At 68.6% G+C, this 19,942-nt stretch carries 19 protein-coding genes and 2 tRNA genes; 8 read left to right on the forward strand and 13 right to left on the reverse strand.

What is annotated here, in order from left to right; genetic code table 11:
• Positions 1-38: 38 nt before the first annotated feature.
• Positions 39-1,220 carry an FHA domain-containing protein gene (locus ACFVVM_RS25380; RefSeq protein ID WP_387622911.1) on the forward strand — a complete coding sequence of 394 codons (1,182 nt, stop codon included), beginning with the start codon at positions 39-41 and terminating at the stop codon, positions 1,218-1,220.
• A 70-nt stretch (positions 1,221-1,290) separates the two neighbouring features.
• Here the strand turns inward: ACFVVM_RS25380 and mihF are convergent, their stop codons facing one another.
• Positions 1,291-1,605 (reverse strand): integration host factor, actinobacterial type, encoded by a 315-nt coding sequence (mihF, locus tag ACFVVM_RS25385; protein WP_019045768.1) that lies wholly within the window; start codon positions 1,603-1,605, stop codon positions 1,291-1,293.
• Positions 1,606-2,115: 510 nt separating this feature from the next.
• On the opposite strand from mihF, the gene ACFVVM_RS25390 reads away from it, so the two are divergent.
• Entirely contained in the window at positions 2,116-2,937 is an 822-nt protein-coding gene (locus ACFVVM_RS25390) for a hypothetical protein (protein ID WP_387622914.1), read from the forward strand.
• A gap of 64 nt (positions 2,938-3,001) precedes the next feature.
• Here ACFVVM_RS25390 and clpX read toward each other — a convergent pair whose 3' ends face one another.
• The 5 genes from clpX to ACFVVM_RS25415 all read right to left on the reverse strand — a co-directional run bounded on the left by clpX (position 3,002) and on the right by ACFVVM_RS25415 (position 8,039).
• Positions 3,002-4,282 carry an ATP-dependent Clp protease ATP-binding subunit ClpX gene (clpX, locus tag ACFVVM_RS25395; protein WP_071926882.1) on the reverse strand — a complete coding sequence of 427 codons (1,281 nt, stop codon included), beginning with the start codon at positions 4,280-4,282 and terminating at the stop codon, positions 3,002-3,004.
• Between the two features lie 240 nt (positions 4,283-4,522).
• Positions 4,523-5,185 carry an ATP-dependent Clp protease proteolytic subunit gene (locus tag ACFVVM_RS25400; RefSeq protein WP_387622917.1) on the reverse strand — a complete coding sequence of 221 codons (663 nt, stop codon included), beginning with the start codon at positions 5,183-5,185 and terminating at the stop codon, positions 4,523-4,525.
• A 43-nt stretch (positions 5,186-5,228) separates the two neighbouring features.
• Positions 5,229-5,804 carry an ATP-dependent Clp protease proteolytic subunit gene (locus tag ACFVVM_RS25405; RefSeq protein WP_387622919.1) on the reverse strand — a complete coding sequence of 192 codons (576 nt, stop codon included), beginning with the start codon at positions 5,802-5,804 and terminating at the stop codon, positions 5,229-5,231.
• Between the two features lie 189 nt (positions 5,805-5,993).
• Positions 5,994-7,355: a trigger factor gene (tig, locus tag ACFVVM_RS25410; RefSeq protein ID WP_387622921.1), complete on the reverse strand. Its 1,362-nt coding sequence runs from the start codon at positions 7,353-7,355 to the stop codon at positions 5,994-5,996.
• Between the two features lie 138 nt (positions 7,356-7,493).
• Positions 7,494-8,039: an FKBP-type peptidyl-prolyl cis-trans isomerase gene (locus ACFVVM_RS25415; RefSeq protein WP_387622924.1), complete on the reverse strand. Its 546-nt coding sequence runs from the start codon at positions 8,037-8,039 to the stop codon at positions 7,494-7,496.
• Between the two features lie 150 nt (positions 8,040-8,189).
• Between ACFVVM_RS25415 and ACFVVM_RS25420 the strand changes: the two genes are divergently transcribed.
• From ACFVVM_RS25420 to ACFVVM_RS25430, 3 genes are all read left to right on the forward strand, one after another.
• Entirely contained in the window at positions 8,190-10,661 is a 2,472-nt protein-coding gene (locus tag ACFVVM_RS25420; RefSeq protein WP_387622926.1) for a phosphoketolase, read from the forward strand.
• Between the two features lie 49 nt (positions 10,662-10,710).
• Positions 10,711-11,517: a metallophosphoesterase gene (locus tag ACFVVM_RS25425; RefSeq protein ID WP_387622929.1), complete on the forward strand. Its 807-nt coding sequence runs from the start codon at positions 10,711-10,713 to the stop codon at positions 11,515-11,517.
• A 127-nt stretch (positions 11,518-11,644) separates the two neighbouring features.
• Positions 11,645-12,004 (forward strand): hypothetical protein, encoded by a 360-nt coding sequence (locus tag ACFVVM_RS25430; RefSeq protein WP_387622931.1) that lies wholly within the window; start codon positions 11,645-11,647, stop codon positions 12,002-12,004.
• A 53-nt stretch (positions 12,005-12,057) separates the two neighbouring features.
• Here the strand turns inward: ACFVVM_RS25430 and fabG are convergent, their stop codons facing one another.
• The 3 genes from fabG to ACFVVM_RS25445 form a co-directional block, all read right to left on the reverse strand.
• Positions 12,058-12,816, reverse strand: coding sequence for a 3-oxoacyl-ACP reductase FabG (gene fabG, locus ACFVVM_RS25435; RefSeq protein ID WP_387622934.1), 759 nt, complete (start codon positions 12,814-12,816; stop codon positions 12,058-12,060).
• A gap of 39 nt (positions 12,817-12,855) precedes the next feature.
• A tRNA-Pro gene (locus ACFVVM_RS25440) sits at positions 12,856-12,932 on the reverse strand.
• Positions 12,933-12,972: 40 nt separating this feature from the next.
• A tRNA-Gly gene (locus tag ACFVVM_RS25445) sits at positions 12,973-13,043 on the reverse strand.
• Positions 13,044-13,703: 660 nt separating this feature from the next.
• Here ACFVVM_RS25445 and ACFVVM_RS25450 point away from each other — a divergent pair.
• Positions 13,704-14,660: a diguanylate cyclase domain-containing protein gene (locus ACFVVM_RS25450; RefSeq protein WP_387622937.1), complete on the forward strand. Its 957-nt coding sequence runs from the start codon at positions 13,704-13,706 to the stop codon at positions 14,658-14,660.
• 55 nt (positions 14,661-14,715) lie between these two features.
• On the opposite strand, the gene ACFVVM_RS25455 is transcribed toward ACFVVM_RS25450, so the two are convergent.
• From ACFVVM_RS25455 to ACFVVM_RS25465, 3 genes are read right to left on the reverse strand one after another with little or no spacing between them, the layout of a single operon-like run.
• Positions 14,716-15,222 (reverse strand): RDD family protein, encoded by a 507-nt coding sequence (locus ACFVVM_RS25455; protein WP_387622939.1) that lies wholly within the window; start codon positions 15,220-15,222, stop codon positions 14,716-14,718.
• Between the two features lie 29 nt (positions 15,223-15,251).
• Positions 15,252-16,055, reverse strand: a complete 804-nt coding sequence (locus ACFVVM_RS25460; protein WP_387622942.1) for an Fpg/Nei family DNA glycosylase — start codon at positions 16,053-16,055, stop codon at positions 15,252-15,254.
• A 6-nt stretch (positions 16,056-16,061) separates the two neighbouring features.
• Entirely contained in the window at positions 16,062-16,535 is a 474-nt protein-coding gene (locus ACFVVM_RS25465; protein ID WP_387622945.1) for a ribose-5-phosphate isomerase, read from the reverse strand.
• Positions 16,536-16,913: 378 nt separating this feature from the next.
• Between ACFVVM_RS25465 and ACFVVM_RS25470 the strand changes: the two genes are divergently transcribed.
• Entirely contained in the window at positions 16,914-17,831 is a 918-nt protein-coding gene (locus tag ACFVVM_RS25470; protein WP_387623491.1) for a M48 family metallopeptidase, read from the forward strand.
• A gap of 47 nt (positions 17,832-17,878) precedes the next feature.
• On the opposite strand, the gene ACFVVM_RS25475 is transcribed toward ACFVVM_RS25470, so the two are convergent.
• Positions 17,879-18,523 (reverse strand): disulfide bond formation protein DsbA, encoded by a 645-nt coding sequence (locus ACFVVM_RS25475; RefSeq protein ID WP_387622947.1) that lies wholly within the window; start codon positions 18,521-18,523, stop codon positions 17,879-17,881.
• Positions 18,524-18,676: 153 nt separating this feature from the next.
• Here ACFVVM_RS25475 and ACFVVM_RS25480 point away from each other — a divergent pair, with 153 nt between their 5' ends.
• Positions 18,677-19,897, forward strand: a complete 1,221-nt coding sequence (locus ACFVVM_RS25480) for an NAD(P)/FAD-dependent oxidoreductase (protein WP_387622949.1) — start codon at positions 18,677-18,679, stop codon at positions 19,895-19,897.
• Positions 19,898-19,942: the final 45 nt, after the last annotated feature.

Raw genomic sequence — 19,942 nt, forward strand, 5'->3', positions numbered from 1 at the left:
TCTATGCTGGCAGAGGCCGGTCCGAGAAGGAGGCGTTGATGCACGCGCATTCGTCCACCGTGGCCATCGTGCCGGGGACGGGAATTGTCGCCCGTTTCGGTGACGTGGTCGTCTATCTCGCGGGGGAGACCCCGTCCACCGATCGTCTCCTCGGCGCCGTCGAGACCGTCGCCAACAACACCGCGGCCTCGGCGCCCGGCGCGGCACTGGCGCAGCGACTGGCCGGTGTCGTCTTCGGCGGCACGTCCGCCCCGCCGCCGTTCGGTGTGCTGGCGCCGACGGGCGACGGCATGCTGATCCTGTTGCGCGGCGCGGTGATCGCCGAGATCTCCGGCGCCGAGGGCAACCGCAGACTGGCCGGTGACCGGGCCTTCACCTGGGTCGACGAGATCATCCGCGAACCGGTCCGGCGGATCGCGGTCGGCGCCGAGATGGCCGACCCGACCAGCGCCAATCCGCGCACCGATCTGCGGGCGGGCATCGTCAACGGCAACGGTTTCGTCCTCACCCTCGGCCGTCGCCGCAATCCGGCGCCGCGCCGCGTCGAGACCGCCGACGAACCCCCACCGACCGAAGCGACCGGCTTTCGTGCCCTGCGCGAACCCAGCGCACCAGACGATTCGCTGCCCGCGACCGCGGGCTTCCCGGCGCCCGGTCCGGCCACCGGCCACCTGCCCGAAGCCGAACAGGGCGGGCCGGAGAGTGGTCCGGAGAGCAAGACGGTGAGCGCGGGCGCTCGTCCCGACACCGGCGACGGCGCGACCGTCAGCACCGGTCAGCGCAGTACTCCCGCGAACCACGCTCCCCTGGCCTGGTCACAGTCGCTCGATGCCGCGCAACGGTCCGGGCCCGTCGCACTGAGCAAGGCGCAGCAGAGCGGTCCGAGCAGCCCGCGCGGCGCCCTCGTCACCGAGGACGGGCTCAGCTACCCCCTGGATCGGTCCTATGTGCTCGGCCGCAACCCCTCCGGCGACGAATCGGTGCGTGCCGCCGCGGCAACCCCCATCCTGATCGAACGCGACCGGCTCGTCTCCCGGGTCCACGCGTTCGTCGCGCCCGACCGCGGCAAGGTGTTCGTCCGGGAGGCCCCCGCCACGTCCGGTACCTTCTTCGCCGCCCCCGACAGCGAGCGCTGGTCGCGCGTCGGCACCCTGCCCATCGAACTGCAGCCGGGCTGGCGCCTGCGCATCAACGATTTCCTGCTCACCTACTGCGTCTGATCCGGGCTCGGCGGCACAGACCATCCCGACGCCCGTGGTCTGTTCCACGGGCGCCGGATCGCGATTCGGCTCAGGCCTCGAGGGCGTCGAGCAGGGCCGCGCGCTGGCGAGCACCGAGGCCGCCGATGCGGCGATCCTCGGGAATCTCGGCCTGATCCATCAGCTTGGCGGCCTTCACCGGGCCAACGCCCGGCAACGCCTTGATCACGGCAGCGACCTTGGTCTTCTTGACCAGATCGTCGCTGTCGGCCTTCTTGAGCAGATCGGCGACGGTGACCTTGCCCTCCTTCACCTTGCCGATCAGTTCCGAGCGCGCCTTGCGCACGGCAGCCGCTTTGGCCAACGCCTCGGTGCGCTGTTCGGCGGTCATCGTAGGCAGTGCCATGTCTCCTCCGCTTCCACTCGTCACTCGAACATCTGATTGACGGACCGAGTAAACAGCACAGGATCGGCAGCACCAGTCCGACACACCGCGAGGATACGCCGATGAGTTTTGCGTGCCCGGCCCGTCGTAATGGGTGAACGCCCTGCAAGACGGACCAAACGGACGAAAGGATGGTGGCCACGATGGGCACCCGGCGCCGAATCACCGGCCACTTTCCGCGGCCGTAACGCCGCACCCACCTGCGACGACACACCAGCAGAAGCACTTCACGGGATCAAGGTTCAACGGCGAACCACGGAGGATCAGCGAAGCTCCTCGACCCCGGGCGCGACCGGTCATCCGGTCGTCACCGTATCCGGTGAAGGTGCTCGAGACAGCTACACAGTTGTGCGCCAGAGGTTTTCCGGCGTCCGCGGGTCGGGGGTGAAACGGCCCGCGGATGTGCTCTCCGCCGCTCGATGCGCTAAGAATGACGCGACCCGGCGAACACTTTTGCTGACTGGAGTTGCGATGCGCGAGGAACACCCGCTCGACGACGAGGTCGTCTCGCTGCCCGACCGGGTCGACCGAGCCAGGCGGCGGATCAGCTACCAGTCCGACCCGGCACTGACCGACGCGCTCTCGGAAGACGAACTGCGCGCCGAGCGCGAACTAGCCGAGAAGATCCGCACCTACGAGCGCGATCAGCGCTGGAAGCAGATCAAGGCCGCCTCCACCCACGCCGACCGGCTGCGCGAGACCACCGAGGAGCTCGAGCGGGCCGAGATGGCCGACCTGATGCTGGCCCGCAAGGCGATCGCCGCCCAGCGCCGCGAATCCAATCCGCGCGCCCGGCTGGCCTCGCTCTACCAGCACCGCACCTGGTCGCTGCGCGCGCTGGCCGGCGTCGTGATCGCGGGCATGCTGTGGTCGGCGGTGAACGTCCAGCACAACATCGCCCCCGGCGGCCCCAGTGACCCGCTCTACTGGGCCAGCTTCGGCCTGGAGGCGATGATCAGCGTCTGCCTGATCATCATCATGATCGGCACCACCCGCGTCTCGGAGTGGGGCGTGATCGGCAACCGCACCCAGGTGATGGTCGCCGAGATGTTCCTGCTCACCCTCACCATCGCCCTCAACACCTACCCCCACCTGAGCGCGGGCAACTGGTACGACGCGGCAGTGCACGCCGTGGCCCCGGTGATGATCGGCGTGGCCCTGCTCATCCACAACGCCGCCAGCGCCCGCTACGCCACCGCCATCGCCCGCGCCTCGGCCGAGATCCCGGCCGACGACGCCGACGATCTCCTGGCCGCGCCCCGCATGGGTGATCTGGCCCCCAACAACACCTGAACCACACACACAGCGAAGCGCCCGCCGGATCGGATCCGGCGGGCGCTTCGTGGTTGCTGGGTGGCTACGCCGACTTCTCGCGGCGCTCGGTGCGCTGGGCCTTGCGGGGGACGATGGTCGGCAGGACGTTGTCGCTGACGGTGTCGCCGTTGACGACCACCTTGGCGACGTCGTCGCGGCCGGGGATGTCGTACATCACCGGGAGCAGGACTTCCTCCATGATGGCGCGCAGGCCACGGGCGCCGGTGCCGCGCAGGATCGCCTGGTCGGCGACCGCTTCGAGAGCGTCCGGGGTGAACTCGAGGTCGACGCCGTCCATCTCGAACAGCCGAACGTACTGCTTGACCAGTGCGTTCTTCGGCTCGGAGAGGATCTTGACCAGCGATTCCTTGTCCAGGTTCGTCACCGAGGCGACGATCGGCAGGCGGCCGATGAACTCGGGGATCAGACCGAACTTGATCAGGTCCTCGGGCATCACGTCGGCGAAGTGGTCGTCGGTGTCGACCTCGGCCTTGGAGCGGACCTCGGCGCCGAAGCCGATGCCGCGATGGCCGGTGCGGTCGGAGATGATCTTCTCCAGGCCCGCGAACGCGCCCGCGACGATGAACAGCACGTTGGTGGTGTCGATCTGGATGAACTCCTGGTGCGGGTGCTTGCGACCGCCCTGCGGCGGCACACTCGCCTGGGTGCCCTCCAGGATCTTCAGCAGCGCCTGCTGCACACCCTCGCCCGAGACATCGCGGGTGATCGAGGGGTTCTCGCTCTTGCGGGCGATCTTGTCGACCTCGTCGATGTAGATGATGCCGGTCTCGGCGCGCTTGACGTCGTAGTCGGCGGCCTGGATCAGCTTCAGCAGGATGTTCTCGACATCCTCACCGACATAGCCCGCCTCGGTGAGCGCGGTGGCGTCGGCGATGGCGAACGGCACGTTCAGCATCTTGGCCAGCGTCTGCGCGAGGTAGGTCTTGCCGCAGCCGGTGGGGCCGAGCATCAGGATGTTGGACTTCATCAGCTCGACGACCTCGCCGCGGCTGTCGCGGCCCTTGTCACCGGCCTGAATGCGCTTGTAGTGGTTGTAGACCGCCACCGCGAGCGTGCGCTTGGCCGTGTCCTGGCCGATGACGTAGTTCTCCAGGAAGTCCCGGATCTCGGAAGGCTTGGGCAGCTCGTCGAGTTTGACCTCGCTCGACTCCGCCAGCTCTTCCTCGATGATCTCGTTGCACAGGTCGATGCACTCGTCGCAGATATAGACCCCGGGGCCCGCAATGAGCTTCTTGACCTGCTTCTGGCTCTTTCCGCAGAACGAGCACTTCAGCAGATCGCCGCCGTCTCCGATGCGCGCCATCTCGTAGGTCCCTACTTCCTTGTCCGAGTGCGACCGTCGTCCCCCGATTGGGCCGGAAATACGTTTCGGTGCCGTCAATCAGAGCAATGGTCCCTGAGTCGACCGTACCTGGTGTGCGCGAGAAGGGTCGACAACTCGCGCATGTTTCTGTTCAGGGTTGTGCGGGTTCTCACCATTGTGAGCCGACCCGCGGGAAAAAGACGGGCCCGCCGCCCAGATCGGGCGACGGGCCCGGGCGTGTCACTTCTGACCGCTGAGCTTCCGGTAGTCGAAGACCTGGTCGACGATGCCGTATTCCTTGGCCTCTTCGGCGGTCAGGATCTTGTCGCGGTCGGTGTCCTTGCGGACCTGCTCCTCGGACTTGCCGGTGTGGCGCGAGATGGTGACCTCCATCAGGCGGCGCATCCGCTCGATCTCGGCCGCGGCGATCTCGAGGTCGGACACCTGACCCTGCACGCCACCCGAGGACGGCTGGTGGATCAGGATGCGCGCGTTGGGCAGCGCGGCGCGCTTGCCGGGCGCGCCTGCGGCCAGCAGCACCGCGGCGGCCGAGGCGGCCTGGCCGAGGCAGACGGTCACCACGTCGGGGCGCACGTACTGCATGGTGTCGTAGATGGCCATCAGCGCGGTGAACGAGCCACCGGGCGAGTTGATGTACATGGTGATGTCGCGGTCGGGGTCCTGGGACTCCAGCACCAGCAGCTGCGCCATGATGTCGTTCGCCGAGACGTCGTCGACCTGGTTGCCCAGGAAGATGATGCGCTCCTCGAACAGCTTGTTGTACGGGTCCGAGGTCTTGACGCCGAAGGACGTCTGCTCGGTGAACTGCGGCAGGATGTAGCGCGACTGGGGGTTCGCGGCGGCAACGCCACCGAGGCCGCGCGGGTCGATCGGATTGGCCATCTTTGTCTCCAAGCTTGTCTCGAGTGTGTGGGGCGCGCCTGCGCTACTTCGCCTGGTTCGCGTGGGTGACCACGTGGTCGATGAAGCCGTATTCGAGGGCTTCCTTCGCCGTGAACCAGCGGTCGCGGTCCGCGTCCTCGGTCACCTGCTCCACCGACTTGCCGGTGTGCAGCGACTGCAGCTCGTTGAGCTCTCGCTTGGTGTGGGCGAACTGCTCGGCCATGATCGCGATGTCGGCGGCCGAGCCACCGATGCCCGCCGAGGGCTGGTGCATCATGACGCGGGTGTGCGGCAGCGCGAAACGCTTGCCCTTGGTGCCCGCGGTGAGCAGGAACTGTCCCATCGAGGCGGCCAGACCCATCGCGACGGTGCGGATGTCGCACTCGGCGAACTGCATCGTGTCGTAGATGGCCATGCCCGCGGTGACCGAACCACCGGGCGAGTTGATGTAGAGGGAGATGTCCTTGGTCGGATCCTCGGCCTCGAGAAGCAGGATCTGCGCGCACAGCTTGTTGGCGATGTCGTCGTCGACCTGGGTGCCCAGGAAGATGATGCGCTCGCGCAGCAGCCGCTCGTACACCGAATCACTGAGGTTGAGACCAGCGGTAGCGGCTGTCATGACCCCTGCCTGGTTGTTTGTCACGGATACCTGCCTTCTCTTCTCACCGATTGCTAACGGCCATACGGTTCGTCGTCATCACAAACACTAACGAAGCAGGGCGGCACCGAACTCCCGGTACCGCCCTTCTTCGCTCACAGCGCAATCCAATCACCCCGTGGGGGGAACCGGTCACACCGGCATCGGAATTTACTCGGCGGCGGCCTCGACCTGCTCGTTCTCCGAATCGGCCGGGTCACCGAACATTTCGGCGGTGTCGACCACATTGCCCTCGGAGTCGGTGACCTTGACCTGGCCGACGACACCGGCCAGCGCCTTGCCGCGACGCACGTCGGCGAACACCGCGCCGAGCTGGCCCGCCTGCTGCACCTGCTGGATGAACTGCTCCGGCGACATGCCGTAACGCTGGGCCTGGAACAGGATTCGCTCGGTGAGCTCCTGCTGGCCGACCTGGGTGTTCTCGGCCTCGGCGATGGCGTCGAGCAGCAGCTGGGTCTTCACCGACTTCTCGGCGGCTTCCTGGGTGTCCTTGTCGAACTCCTCGCGGGAGGAGCCCTGCGCCTCGAGCGCCTCGGCCAGCTTGGCCTCGTCGTGGTCGAAGCCGTGCACGGCGTCGTGCAGCACCGCGTCGACCTCGGCCTTGACGACGGCCTCGGGCAGCGGGACCTCGACGGTCTCGAGCAGGGTGTCGAGCACCTTGTCACGGATCTGACCGGCCTGCTCGACCTTCTTGACGCGCTCGGCGCGACCCTTCAGGTCTTCCTTGAGCTCGTCGATGGTGTCGAATTCGCTGGCCAGCTGGGCGAACTCGTCGTCGGCCTCGGGCAGCTCGCGCTCCTTGACCGACTGCACGGTCACGGTGATCACGGCTTCCTTGCCCGCGTGATCGCCGGCGACCAGGGTGGAGGTGAAGTCCTTGGACTCGCCCGCCTTCAGGCCGATGACGGCCTCGTCGAGCCCCTCGATCAGCTGGCCCGAACCGACCTCGTGCGACAGGCCGGTGGTGGCCGCCTCGGGGACGTCCTCGCCGTCGACGGTGGCGGACAGGTCGATCGAGACGAAGTCGCCGTCGGCCACGGCGCGCTCGACACCGGTCAGGGTGCCGAAGCGCTGACGCAGCGAGGTGAGCTGGTCCTCGATGTCGGCGTCGCCGATGGTGTAGGAATCGACGGTCACCTCGAGGCCCGCGTAGTCGGGCAGGGCGATCTCGGGACGCACGTCGACCTCGGCGGTGAACGCGAGCTCCTCGCCGTCCTCGATCTTGGTGATCTCGATCTCGGGCTGGCCGATGACCTTCACCTCGGCGGTCTGCACGGCCTCGGCGTAGCGGCCGGGCAGCGCGTCGTTGACGACCTGCTCGAGCACGGCGCCACGGCCGACCCGGGTCTCGATCAGCTTGGCCGGGGCCTTGCCGGGACGGAAGCCGGGGATCTTGACCTGCTGGGCCAGTGCCTTGTACGCCTTGTCGAAGTCGGGCTTCAGCTCCTCGAAGGGCACCTCGACGTTGATCCGGACCCGGGTCGGGCTCAGCTGCTCGACGGTGCTCTTCACGGACATGCTCCTTGGTTCGTAGTTCGGTGGTGTCCCCGCATGGGGCGTCGCGCCATGAGTCGGTGCGGCGCACGCATCCCGACCAGGGTAGTTGACCGCCTCGGCGGTCGTGCAATCGGCGGTTGGTTGTGGCCGCCGCTAGCGGCCGACCTGCACCGCGTCGGTGACGAAGACGAGCGTCTCGTTCGGCGCGACGCCGTTGCCGCCCGCGCCGTAGCCGAGCTCCGGCGGCACGATCAGCAGCCTGCGCGCACCCTGCTGGACGCCGAGCAGACCCTGGTCCCAGCCCTCGATGACCTGGCCGGCGCCGAGGGTCAGCTGGAAGGGCGTGCCGCGCTTGAAGGAGCTGTCGAGGGTCTCCTTGTTCGACCAGGTGACCAGCTCGTAGTTCATGGTCAGCGGCTGTCCGGCCGCCGCGCCCGGACCGTTGCCCGCCACCAGGTCCTTGGTGATCAGGGTGGTCGGCGGGTCGCAGCTGTCGGGGATGGTGATGGTGGGGACGTCGCCGTAGCCGCCGTCGACGACCACGTCGTCGGCGGTGCATTCGACACCGGTGCTCGCCGTGGCGCCCCCGGCCGTCGTGGTGCTCGCATCGCCGGAATCCGAGTCGGAGCCGCAGGCCGCTGTCGCGATGGTGGCGGCCGCGACGAGTCCGATGCCGAAGATCCTGCCGAGAGAATGCATGGCCCGCACAGTAATCGACGGCGGGCGCGGCACCGACGGTAGGCTCGGCGGTGCGTTTCTCCACCGGTTCCGCCGAGGGTCGATCGGCGCCGGCGGGTCCCGGCGGCGCGGACGGCGCCGCGGCAGCTCACCGTATGCGAGGAGTCCGCGATGACCAGGACCAGCGATATCGAGGGCGACACCGCCGCCGACAACGTGGGCGACGGCAGCGGCGAGACCATCGCCCCCACGCCCTATGTCCTCACCGATGCCCCCGGTCCACTGGGCCGCGACGAGCTGGTCGCGGTGGACACCTGGTGGCGGGCGTCGAACTACCTGGCGGTCGGCCAGATCTATCTGATGCGCAACCCGCTGCTGCGCGAACCGCTGCGCCCCGACGACATCAAGCCGCGCCTGCTCGGCCACTTCGGCACGGTGCCCGGCTTGAATCTGGTGTGGGCGCACGCGAATCGGGTGATCCGGCAGCGCGGGCTGAACGCGGTCTATGTGGCCGGTCCCGGCCACGGTGGCCCCGGCCCCAATGCCTGCGCCTGGCTCGAGGACGCCTACACGTTGCTCTACCCCGACATCCCCCGCGACATCGACGGTATGCGCAGGCTGTTCCACCAGTTCTCCTTCCCCGGCGGGGTGCCGAGTCACTGCGCGCCCGAGACGCCCGGCTCGTTTCACGAGGGCGGCGAACTCGGCTACAGCCTGCTGCACGCCTACGGCGCCGCCCTGGACAATCCCGATCTCACGGTGTTCTGCGTGATCGGCGACGGCGAGGCCGAGACCGGTCCGCTGGCGGGCAGCTGGCACGCGAACAAGTTCCTCAACGCGGGGCGCGACGGCGCGGTGATCCCCATCCTGGCGCTCAACGAGTACAAGATCGCCAATCCCACGATCTTCGCCCGCATCCCGGAGGCGGAACTGGTCGAACTGCTGCGCGGGTACGGCTACGAGCCGCTGATCGTCTCCGGCGACGACCCCGCGCCGGTGCACCAGGCGATGGCCACGGCCATGGACACTTGCCTCGATCGGATCGCGGAATTCCAGCGCGCCACGCGCGAGGACGGCGCGACCACCCGCCCGCGCTGGCCGATGATCGTCCTGCACACCCCCAAGGGCTGGACCTGTCCCCCGGTGGTCGACGGCGAACGCGTCGAGGGCACCTTCCGGGCACACCAGGTGCCGCTGCCGACCGCGCGCACCAACCCGCGCCACCGGGAGGTACTCGAACAGTGGCTGCGGTCCTATCGTCCGGAGGAGCTGTTCGACGAGCACGGCGCACCGGTCGCGCTGCTGCGTGATCAGGTCCCCGAGCACCCGATGAGTCTCAATCCGGTCGCCAACGGCGGACTGCTCGTGCGCGACCTCGACCTGCCCGACTGGCGCGAGCACGGCGTGCCGGTCGAGCGGCCGGGCGCGAATCAGCACGAGGCGACCAGGGTGCTCGGCGGCTGGCTGCGCGATGTCACCGCCCGCAATCCGCACAATTTCCTCACCCTGGCCCCCGACGAACTGGCCAGCAATCGATTGCAGGACATCCTCGAGGTCACCGGCCGCGACTGGCAGGCCGAGGTCGGACCGTGGGACGTGGCGCTGAGCCCGACCGGTCGCGCCGTGGAGGTGCTCTCCGAGCACATGTGCCAGGGTCTGCTCGAGGGCTATCTGCTGACCGGCCGCCACGGCGTCTTCACCTGCTACGAGGCGTTCATCCACATCGTCGACGCCATGTTCAACCAGCACGCCAAATGGCTCGACGCCAGCGCGCAGGTGTCCTGGCGGCGCAAGATCCCCTCGCTGAACTACCTGCTCACCTCGCACGTGTGGCGCCAGGACCACAACGGCTTCACCCATCAGGACCCCGGTTTCCTCGACGTGGTGGCCAACAAGAGCCCCGAGATCGTGCGCGTGTACCTGCCGCCCGACGCCAACACCCTGTTGTCGACCTACGACCACTGCCTGCGCTCGCTGCACTACGCCAATGTGGTCGTCGCGGGCAAACAGCCGGGGCCGGACTGGCTTTCGGTCGAGGAGGCGGCGCTGCACTGCGCCAAGGGCGTCGGCATCTGGCCGTGGGCCTGCCACAACGACGAGCCGGGCACCACCCCCGATGTCGTCCTGGCGTGCGCGGGCGATGTCCCCACCCTGGAGACGCTGGCCGCCACCGCGATCCTGCGGGATCGCCTGCCCGACCTGCGGATCCGCGTGGTCAACGTCGTCGACCTGATGCGCCTGCTGCCCGCCGAGGAACATCCGCACGGCCTGCCCGACGCCGAGTTCGACTCCCTGTTCACCCGCGACCGCCCGGTGATCTTCGCCTTCCACGGCTACCCGTGGCTGGTGCACCGGCTCACCTACCGCCGCACCAATCACGGCGAGCTGCATGTGCGCGGATACAAGGAGAAGGGCACGACCACCACTCCGTTCGACATGGTCATGCTCAACGACCTGGACCGGTTCCACCTGGTCATCGATGTGATCGATCGCGTCCCCGGCCTGCGCGAGCGGGCGGCGGGGCTGCGCCAGGACATGGTCGAGGCCCGCCTGCGGGCCCGCACCTGGACCAGGGAGCACGGTGCGGACATGCCGGTCGTGGCGGACTGGGTGTGGCCGTCGGCCGCGATCCCCGGCGATTGAGCCGATACCCGGTTGCGGCCCGGTGGCGTGCTGCACGACGATGACGGGGATGACCCAGCGATATCACCACGCCGAGAACACGCCACGCGATCGCCGCGACCTCACCGGTCCGTTCGACGTGATCGGCGATGTGCACGGCTGCCGCGCCGAGCTGGAGACCCTGCTGGGCGAGCTGGGCTACCGGATCGAGCGCGACGCGCGCGGGCGCCCGATCGGTGCCACCCACCCCGACGCGCGGATCGCGGTGTTCCTCGGTGATCTGGTCGATCGCGGCCCCGACACTCCCGGTGTGCTGCGCCTGGTGATGGGCATGTCCGCCGCGGGCACCGCGCTGTGCGTCACCGGCAATCACGAGTCCAAGCTGGTCCGCGCTCTCGACGGCCGCAATGTGCGCATCGCCCACGGCCTCGCCCAGTCACTGGACCAGCTCGCCGCCGATGACGACATCGAATTCCGTTCCGCCGCACACACTTTCCTGCGCGCCCTACCCAGCCAGCTGATCCTCGACCGCGGCCGGCTCGTGGCCGCCCACGCGGGCCTGCCCGAAGAATTCCACGGCAGCGCGTCGAGCCGGGCCCGCGCCTTCGCCCTCTACGGCGCCCCCACCGGCGAAATCGATCGACACGGTCTCCCCGTCCGCTACGACTGGGCGCAGGACTACCGCGGCAGCGCCACCGTCCTCTACGGCCACACCCCCGTCACCGAACTCCGCTGGGTCAACAACACCCTCTGCCTAGACACCGGCGCCGTCTTCGGCGGCACCCTCTCCGCCCTCCGCTACCCCGAGATGACCACGATCTCCGTCCCCGCCGAACAGGTCTGGAGCGAACGCGCGGGCATCACCCCGACCCGCTGAGCCGCCGACGCCACCGGCGATCGTCACCGAATTGTCAACGCGAAACCAGGGTGTGACGTGCGATGAGTCGACGAAGTGGGCCTACCATCACCAGCGGACGACCCGACTCGCTGCTGAGGAGAGGTTCATGCGCCGAACGTTGCTCGCCCTGTCCGCGCTCTGCCCACTGGCGGTCGCCGGGGTGGCGGCGGCCGATCCGGCGCCGCCGGGCACGGGGACATTGACGGTGCGCGCCTTCACCGGATCCGAACCGCTACCGGTCAATCGCGCCGATATCGCGGTGACCCCGTGCGATTCCGACGAAGTGATCGTCACGCTGGTCAGCGGGCCCGACGGGAGCGCGACGGTGTCGCTGCCCGCCGGGTGCTACGAGGCCGAGGTGGTGACTGTGCCCGGCGGGTGCGGCCTGACCGATACCGATCCGGTCCGCCGCACCGTCGCCGAAGGCACCGAGGCGCACGCCGGGTTCCGCTTCGGCTGCGCCTGACCGCGCGGTAGCCGTCGACCGGTGAACGGCGTTCGCACGCAATGCCGGTCGCGTCAGTCCTTCGGGCCGCCTGCCACGTAGATGACCTGGCCCGAGACGAAGCCGGCGCCCTCGCTCACGAAGAACGCTGCGGTGTTGGCGATGTCGTCGGGTGTGCCGACCCGGTTCACCGGGATCTGCGCGGCCGCGGCGGCCTTGAATGCCTCGAAGTCGACGCCGACCCGGGCCGCGGTGGCCGCGGTCATCTCGGTTTCGATGAAGCCGGGGGCGATCGCGTTGGCGGTGACGCCGAATTTGCCGAGTTCGAAGGCGAGGGTCTTGGTGAAGCCCTGCATGCCCGCCTTGGCCGCGGAGTAGTTGGCCTGGCCGCGGTTGCCCAGTGCCGAGGTGCTCGACAGGTTGACGATGCGACCGAACTTCGCCTCGACCATGTACTTCTGCACCGCGCGCGACATCAGGAACGCACCGCGCAGGTGCACGTTCAGGACGGTGTCCCAGTCGTCCACCGACATCTTGAACAGCAGGTTGTCGCGCAGCACGCCCGCGTTGTTGACCAGCACGGTCGGCGCGCCGAGTTCGGCGGCGATCTTGTCCACCGCGGCGGCGACGGCCGCTTCGTCGGAGACATCGGCACCGACCGCGAGCGCGGTCCCACCCGCGGCCTCGATCCCGGCGACGGTGTCCGCGCAGGCGGCTTCGTCGAGATCCAGTACGGCGACGGCGAATCCGTCGGCGGCGAGCTTGGTGGCCACCGCCGCACCGATACCGCGCGCGGCACCCGTGACGATCGCGACCCTGCGTTCGGTGGACATCGAATCTCCTAGCACAACCGTGAGCTGGGCGAATGGTGATGGTCGGGGTGACAGGATTTGAACCTGCGACCCTCCGCTCCCAAAGCGGATGCGCTACCAAGCTGCGCTACACCCCGAGGCCTCGGGGCGAAAAGCCGTCGAGGGAATTCATGTTTGAGCGGGTGACGGGAATCGAACCCGCACCATCAGCTTGGAAGGCTGAGGTTCTACCATTGAACTACACCCGCAGGCATACGACATCGATGGGATCGCCACGATGTCGTGTGCGCCATGACTGTACCGAACCCCGCGCGAAAAACGCCAATCCGCCCCCGGCTCCGTCCGGCGAGAGCGTCGGCTGCCGCGGTGGGCGCCATGCCCGATTAGGGCCTAACGACCCTATCCCCGAAACCCGTCGCCGGGACACCATGAAGGACGCGCACTCGTGGGGGTCTGCGCCTGCGGTACCGGGGGAATAAATAGGAGAATTTTCCTTGAAAACCTCGCATGTGGGCGGCGAGTAGGCCACCATGGGAGAGCGCGTGACGGTGGATGCCACATCGTCACGAATCGCCCGCTGTGCCAGGAGGAACCCATGGCTACGCAACGCCCACCACCCGGAGCAGGGCAACACGCTGCGCATTTCGGCGGGCTCGAAGTTTTTTCGGGAAGTGTGTAACGCCCGGGCCGCTGCAGCGATGTCATAGCCGATCGCCATTCGCGAGAGACTGCAACGCGTTCTAGAACGCGACTTTTCGGTCTCGGGTGGCTTGCTAGGATCCTTTTTGCCGGACGGGGGTATCTGGAAAGGGGGCGGTGAGCGTGTACCGAACTCGGTGGACTCAACCGCGTAGCAGTGCGAACGATCGAGGTGGCGAGCTCCTCGCCACCCGCCGCCGGTGATCTCGATGACTGTCCACATCGAGCCACCGGTCGCCGCGATGGCCCGCGCCTGGGCCCGCGCGGTATGCGCCGAACCAGGCTCTTCCACGGCGCCGCACCAGTTGGAGCCGGTGCTCGTCGACATCGTCGAGCGGCTGCTGCATCTGGCCAGAACCGAACCGTTCCCGGTGCCCCAGGCGCGCATGCTCGGCGCGCGGCTGGCCGAGGCGCCGTTCGAACGCACCAGGATGCTCGCGCACGCCACCCGCTGGCTGCTCGGGTTCCCGTCCGGCGTGCCGGGCTCGCTGGTCGCCACCCGGTGGCCGTTGGTCGCGAGTCAAGCCATCGACAGCTACGCGCAAGCGCTGCAGGAACGCGCGCTCGCACAACAGGAACAGAACATCTCGGCGAAAGTGTCACTGCGCGTTCAGGAGATCGCCGCGCTGCAGCACCGCTTGCGCCACGAGGCCACCCACGACGCGCTCACCGATCTGGCCAACCGCACGCTGCTGCAGGAACGAGTACGTGCGATGGCCGCCGACCCCACCCGCGGGGTCGGGGTGCTCGTGGTCGACCTCGACCGCTTCAAACAGATCAACGACGGCTACGGACACGCGATCGGCGACGAGGTATTGGTCGAACTGGCCAACCGCCTGCGCGAGGTGTGCCCGCCCGACACGGTGATCTGCCGCTACGGTGGTGACGAATTCGTGGTGGCGGCCAATCCGCGCCGCGACACCCTCGGCGACCTCGCGCACCGCGTGGTCGCGGCCCTGCGCGACCCGGTGTGGTCGAGCGCGGGACCGGTGCCGGTGTCGGCCAGTGTCGGCACCGCGTTCTGTCCGCCGGGAAAGACGTGCGATTTCACCGACCTGCTGCGTCGCGCCGACCGCGCGATGTATTCGGCGAAATCGGCGGGCGGGCGGCGTTTCGCCCTCGCCGAATCAGGCGACCCGGAACTGGGAACCGCGGTCGCCGGTTGAGTCGGACCACGAGAGGGATGCTCGCGGTCCGACTCAACTCACTTCCCGACGCACATCAGTGTTCGGTGTAGCCGGCTGCTTCGGCGCGAACAGCTTTCGGGGTCGACGGGCGCGGGGCGACATCGCGACGCCGGACCACCACGATCTGCGGTGCGCTCGAGTGCACACCACCGAACCGGACAACGCCGCGGTGGTCGAAGTACTCGCTCCACATCTCCTTGGTGCCCGGCCTGCTCGCGTCCGCGCCACGAATCCAGATCAAGCCGGTCACCAGCTGACCGAGGGTCGAGCCGATCAGACTCGGCAGCAGCACGCTGTTGACCATCAGGACAGACACCAGCACGGCGACCGTCAGCCCGAGTATCAACAGATTGTGGTCGAGAAACGCGTCTTCCCATACCAGCAGAACCGGCACGAGGACAGCCGCGACGACCACGAAGATCAGCAATCCGTCGATGATGTTGGCGAGCGCGTTGCGCAGCCTGCGCGGTGACGGATACCGGGCATCGCCCTCGGCACCGTGATAGCCCGTTCTGACCGGTCGTCCCCCGAGAAAATCCACGCGGCCATCATGGCACACGCTCTACGCGGTCAGCGCGGCTGACAAGTGGGGCACCAGAACAGGTTTCGCCCGTCCAGGACCGCGTGCGCGACCGGCGTCGAGCACACCCGGCACGGTTCACCCTGACGCCGGTAGACGTAGGTGCGCGGCCGGTCCTTCGCGTAAGACGGTGCGCCCGAGTCGTGTTCGGGCCGCACCACGTGCATCCGCCCGGTGGCGACGCCGACCGGCATGAGCGCGACGAGGTCGGCCCACAGCGCGTCCCATTCCTCGGCGCTGATCGAGGTTCCCGGCCGGTACGGCGAGATGCCGTGCCGGAACAGCACTTCCGCGCGGTAGACATTGCCGACTCCGGCGATCAGCGCCTGGTCCATCAGCAGCGCGCCGATCGGCCTGCGGGAGCGCCGGATTCGCGCGCCCGCCCGTTCGTGATCGGCGTCGGGGCGCAGCGGGTCGGCACCGAGCCGGGCGACGAGTGCGTCCACTTCGGCCGGGTTCAGCACCTCACAGGCGGTCGGCCCGCGCAGGTCGGTACCGAAATCGGTAGCGGCACCGAGCATCCGCATCCGCACCTGCCCGACCGGTGCCGCCATCGGCAACTCGACCTCACTGAAGGTCCCGTACAACCCCAGATGCACATGCACCGTCAGCCCGGACCGGTAGTGGTGCAGCAGGTGCTTCCCGACGGCCTCGGCCCGCTCGAGCACCTGCCCGTCCACCAGCGCGGCACCCTCGGTGAACCGGCCCTGCGGACTCGAAACCCGCACCACCCCACCGGAGAACCGCTTGTCGTGCAGTGCGGCGATCCGGTGGAGGGTATGCCCCTCAGGCATCTGTGCTCAGTACGCGGGAACCGCGGGCGCCTCGCCGGACTTCTCGTAGTCGGCGAGGATGTCGATGCGACGCTGGTGGCGCGCCTCCTCCGACCAGGCCTGGGCGAGGAAGGCGTCGACGATGGCGAGGGCCTCTTCGGTGGTGTGCATGCGGCCGCCGATGCCGATCAGCTGGGCGTTGTTGTGCTCGCGGGCCAGCTTGGCGGTCTCGACGCTCCAGGCCAGGGCGCAGCGCGCGCCGGGCACCTTGTTGGCGGCGATCTGCTCGCCGTTGCCGCTGCCGCCGAAGACCAGGCCCAGGCTGCCCGGGTCGGCGACGGTGCGGCGCGCGGCCTCGATGCAGAAGGCGGGGTAGTCGTCGAGAGCGTCGTATTCGAGGGCGCCACAGTCGACGACCTCGTGTCCGGCCTCCTGCAAGTGAGCCTTGACGTGATTCTTCAGTTCGAAACCGGCATGGTCGGCACCCAGGTAAACGCGCATGGCTGCGATTGTGTCAGGCCCGCTTAGAGTCGTGTCATGCACCCGCACGAACCGCATTCCCCGCATTCGGCAGGTCCACCGCCGGAGCGATCGGACGGAGCCGCGGCCGCGGAACCGTCACTGCGCAAGGACACCGACACCCCGGCCGCGCAGCCGCCGACCTCACCCCAGTCCGCCGATCCGGCCTACTCGCCGTGGGCCCAGCCGGGCGCGCCGACCGGCGGTTTTCCCACCCAGCAGCACACCGGCGCCCATCCCCCGATGTTCCCCGGTGGCTACCCGCCTGCCCCCCAGGGCCAGTACGCGCCCGGCTATTACCCGCCCGGCGGCCCGCCGGTGCCGCCGCAGCATCAGCCGCGCGGGTTGTCGCCGTACGGAATGCCCGCCCGGCATCCGTGGGAGATCCCGCTGCTGGTGGTGGTCATCATGGTGACCTCGGTCGCGTACTTGCTCGCGTTGCTGATCCTGTTCGTCGAACTCGTGGCCGAGCCGGTCCTCGACGACCAGGGCCGGCCCGTGTCCGAGGGTTCGCTGCTGACCAGCCCGTATGTGCTGCTGCTGTTGTTCGCGCCGATCCTGCTGTGGGCCGGTCGTGGTCTGAACTACGCGACCCAGCGGATCAACGGGGTGAAGATGTCGCCCACCCAGTTCCCCGAGGGGTACCGGATGGTGCAGGAGGCGGCCGCCCGGCTCGGGATGCGCAAGGTGCCCGACGCGTATGTGGTGCTCGGCAACGGCCAGATCAACGCCTTCGCCTCCGGGCACGGTTTCCGCCGGTTCGTCGTGGTCTACAGCGACCTGTTCGAGATCGGCGGCGCCGCGCGCGATCCCGACGCGCTGGCCTTCATCATCGGCCACGAGGTCGGCCATCTCGCCGCCGGTCACGTGTCGTATTGGCGCCAGCTCGGCATGTTCGCCGTGCCGTGGCTGCCGGTGCTCGGGTCCTCGCTGATCCGCGCCCAGGAGTACACCGCCGACAATCACGGCTTCTGCAACCGGCACCAGGGCGCGCCCGGCGCGATGGCGACCCTGGCCGCGGGCAAGTACCTCAACGCCGAGGTCGGCTTCGACGAGATGGCCGACCGGGCCGCGCTGGAGAAGGGCGGGTTCGTCTGGCTGGTCAACGCCATGTCCAGCCATCCGGTGCTCACCTGGCGGATGTGGGCGCTGCGCGATCGCAGCAGGCCGGGTCCGATGTTCTGGCGGCCGAGCGCGCCGCGGCCCGGCGCGATCCCGCCGCCCGGCGGCTATCCGTTGAACACGGGACAGCGCGCGCTGCCGCCGAAACCGGTGTGATCGAAAAGGGGCGCCGGACCAGTTGGTCCGGCGCCCCTTTTTCGTTGTCAGTCGAAGACCGGGTCCTCGGTGCGGGTGCGCTTGAGTTCGAAGAAGTGCGGGTAGGAGGCCAGCGCCACCACCCCGTCCCAGACCCGGCCCGCGTCCTCGCCGCGCGGGATGCGCGAGAGCACGGGTCCGAAGAACGCGACACCGTTGACGTGAATCGTCGGCGTGCCGACATCGGGGCCGACCTTGTCCATCCCCGCGTGATGGCTCGCGCGCAGCGCCTCGTCGTAGTCGGTGCTGGTCGCGGCCTCGGCCAGTTCGGCGGGCAGGTTCAGCTCGGCGAGCGCGTCGGCGATGATGGCGGCCAGGAACTCCTGGCGGGACTCGCGCTCGTACTCGGCCCGGCGATCGTGGATCCGGCTGCCCAGCGCGGTGTAGAGCGGCGAGAGGATCTCGTCGCCGTACTTCTGCGCGGCGGCGATGGCCACCCGGACCGGGCCCCAGCCGGTGGCGAGCAGTTCGACGTACTGCTGCGGCAGATCGTCCTTGTCCTCGTTGAGCACCGACAGACTCATCACGTGGAAGCGCGCCTCGATGTCGCGGACCTGCGCCACTTCCAGGATCCAGCGGGAGGTGATCCAACACCACGGGCACAGCGGGTCGAACCAGAAATCGGCGACGTCCTTGGTGGCCTGATCGCTCACAGGTCTTCCTCTCGGTTCAGCGGCGGCGGGGCCGGGGACGCCCCATCGGTTGGTGCAACCGCGGCGGGGCCGGAATCGTTCCCTCCCCGGTGTTCGGCGCACTAGGCTCGAGGCAGCGAGGAGTCCGGGTCGTCCGCGAGAAGGGGTCCGTTCATGAGCTCGAATCAGCATTTCGTCGTCATCGGTGGTGGTCTCGGGGGTGCCAAGCTCGCCGAGGCCTTGCGTGCCAATGATTTCGACGGTCACGTCACGCTGCTCGCCGCCGAGGAGGAGCTGCCCTACGAGCGACCACCACTGTCCAAACAGCACCTGGCGGGCACCCAGCAACTGCCGGATTTCACCGTCGACCAGGCGGCCTGGTACCGCGATCACAATATCGACCTGCGGTTGGGCACCACGGCGACGGCCTTCGATCCGGCCGCGCGGACGGTGACGCTGCCCGACGGTTCCACCCTGTCCTACGACAAACTCGCACTGGCCACCGGCTCCCGACCGCGCACACTGCCGCTGCCCGGCGCCGACGCGCCGAATGTCTACACGCTGCGCACCATCGGCGATTCCGATGTGCTCGCGGAGGTGCTGCGGTCCGGGCGTCAGCTGGTGATCATCGGGGCGGGCTGGATCGGGCTCGAGGTGGCCGCGCAGGCCAGAGCGCGGGACGTGGCGGTCACCGTGCTCGAGGCGGCGGAGCTGCCGCTGGTCGGGGCGCTCGGACCGGAGATGGGCGCGTACTACGCCGATCTGCATCGCTCGCACGGCGTCGACCTGCGGTTGAACACCAAGGTCGAGGTGATTCTCACCGACGACGGCGTCGCGACGGGCGTCCAGCTCGGTGACGGCACCGTCGTGCCCGCCGAGGCGGTGCTGATCGCGGTGGGCGCCCAGCCCAATACCGAGGCGGCGGAAGCGGCCGGACTCGCGGTCGACGGTGGCGTGCTGGTGGACGCGGCCCTGGGCACCAGTGATCCGAATGTGGTCGCCGTCGGCGACATCGCCGAACAGCAGCATCCGGTGCTGAACCGGCGGGTCCGCGTCGAGCACTGGGCGACGGCGCTGAACCAGCCCGCGGTGGCCGCGCTGACGATGCTCGGCAAACCGGCTGTCTACGACCGTCTTCCGTACTTCTTCAGCGATCAGTACGACGTCGGCATGGAGTACACCGGCTATGTCGGCCGCGACGACGATGTGCGGGTGGTGGTGCGCGGCGACCAGTCGGGCAACGAGTTCGTGGCGTTCTGGCTGGATCCGCAGAATCGGGTGCGCGCGGGCATGAACGTCAACGTGTGGGACGTGACCACCCGGATCAAGGAGCTGATCCTGGCCGGCGAACCGGTGGATCCGGACCGGCTGGCGGATACCAGCGTCAAATTGTGATCCAGTTCACACCATGAGATCTGTCGATGGCAACGGGTCGGCTCC

Source organism: Nocardia sp. NPDC058176, assembly GCF_042883805.1.
Lineage (GTDB): Bacteria > Actinomycetota > Actinomycetes > Mycobacteriales > Mycobacteriaceae > Nocardia.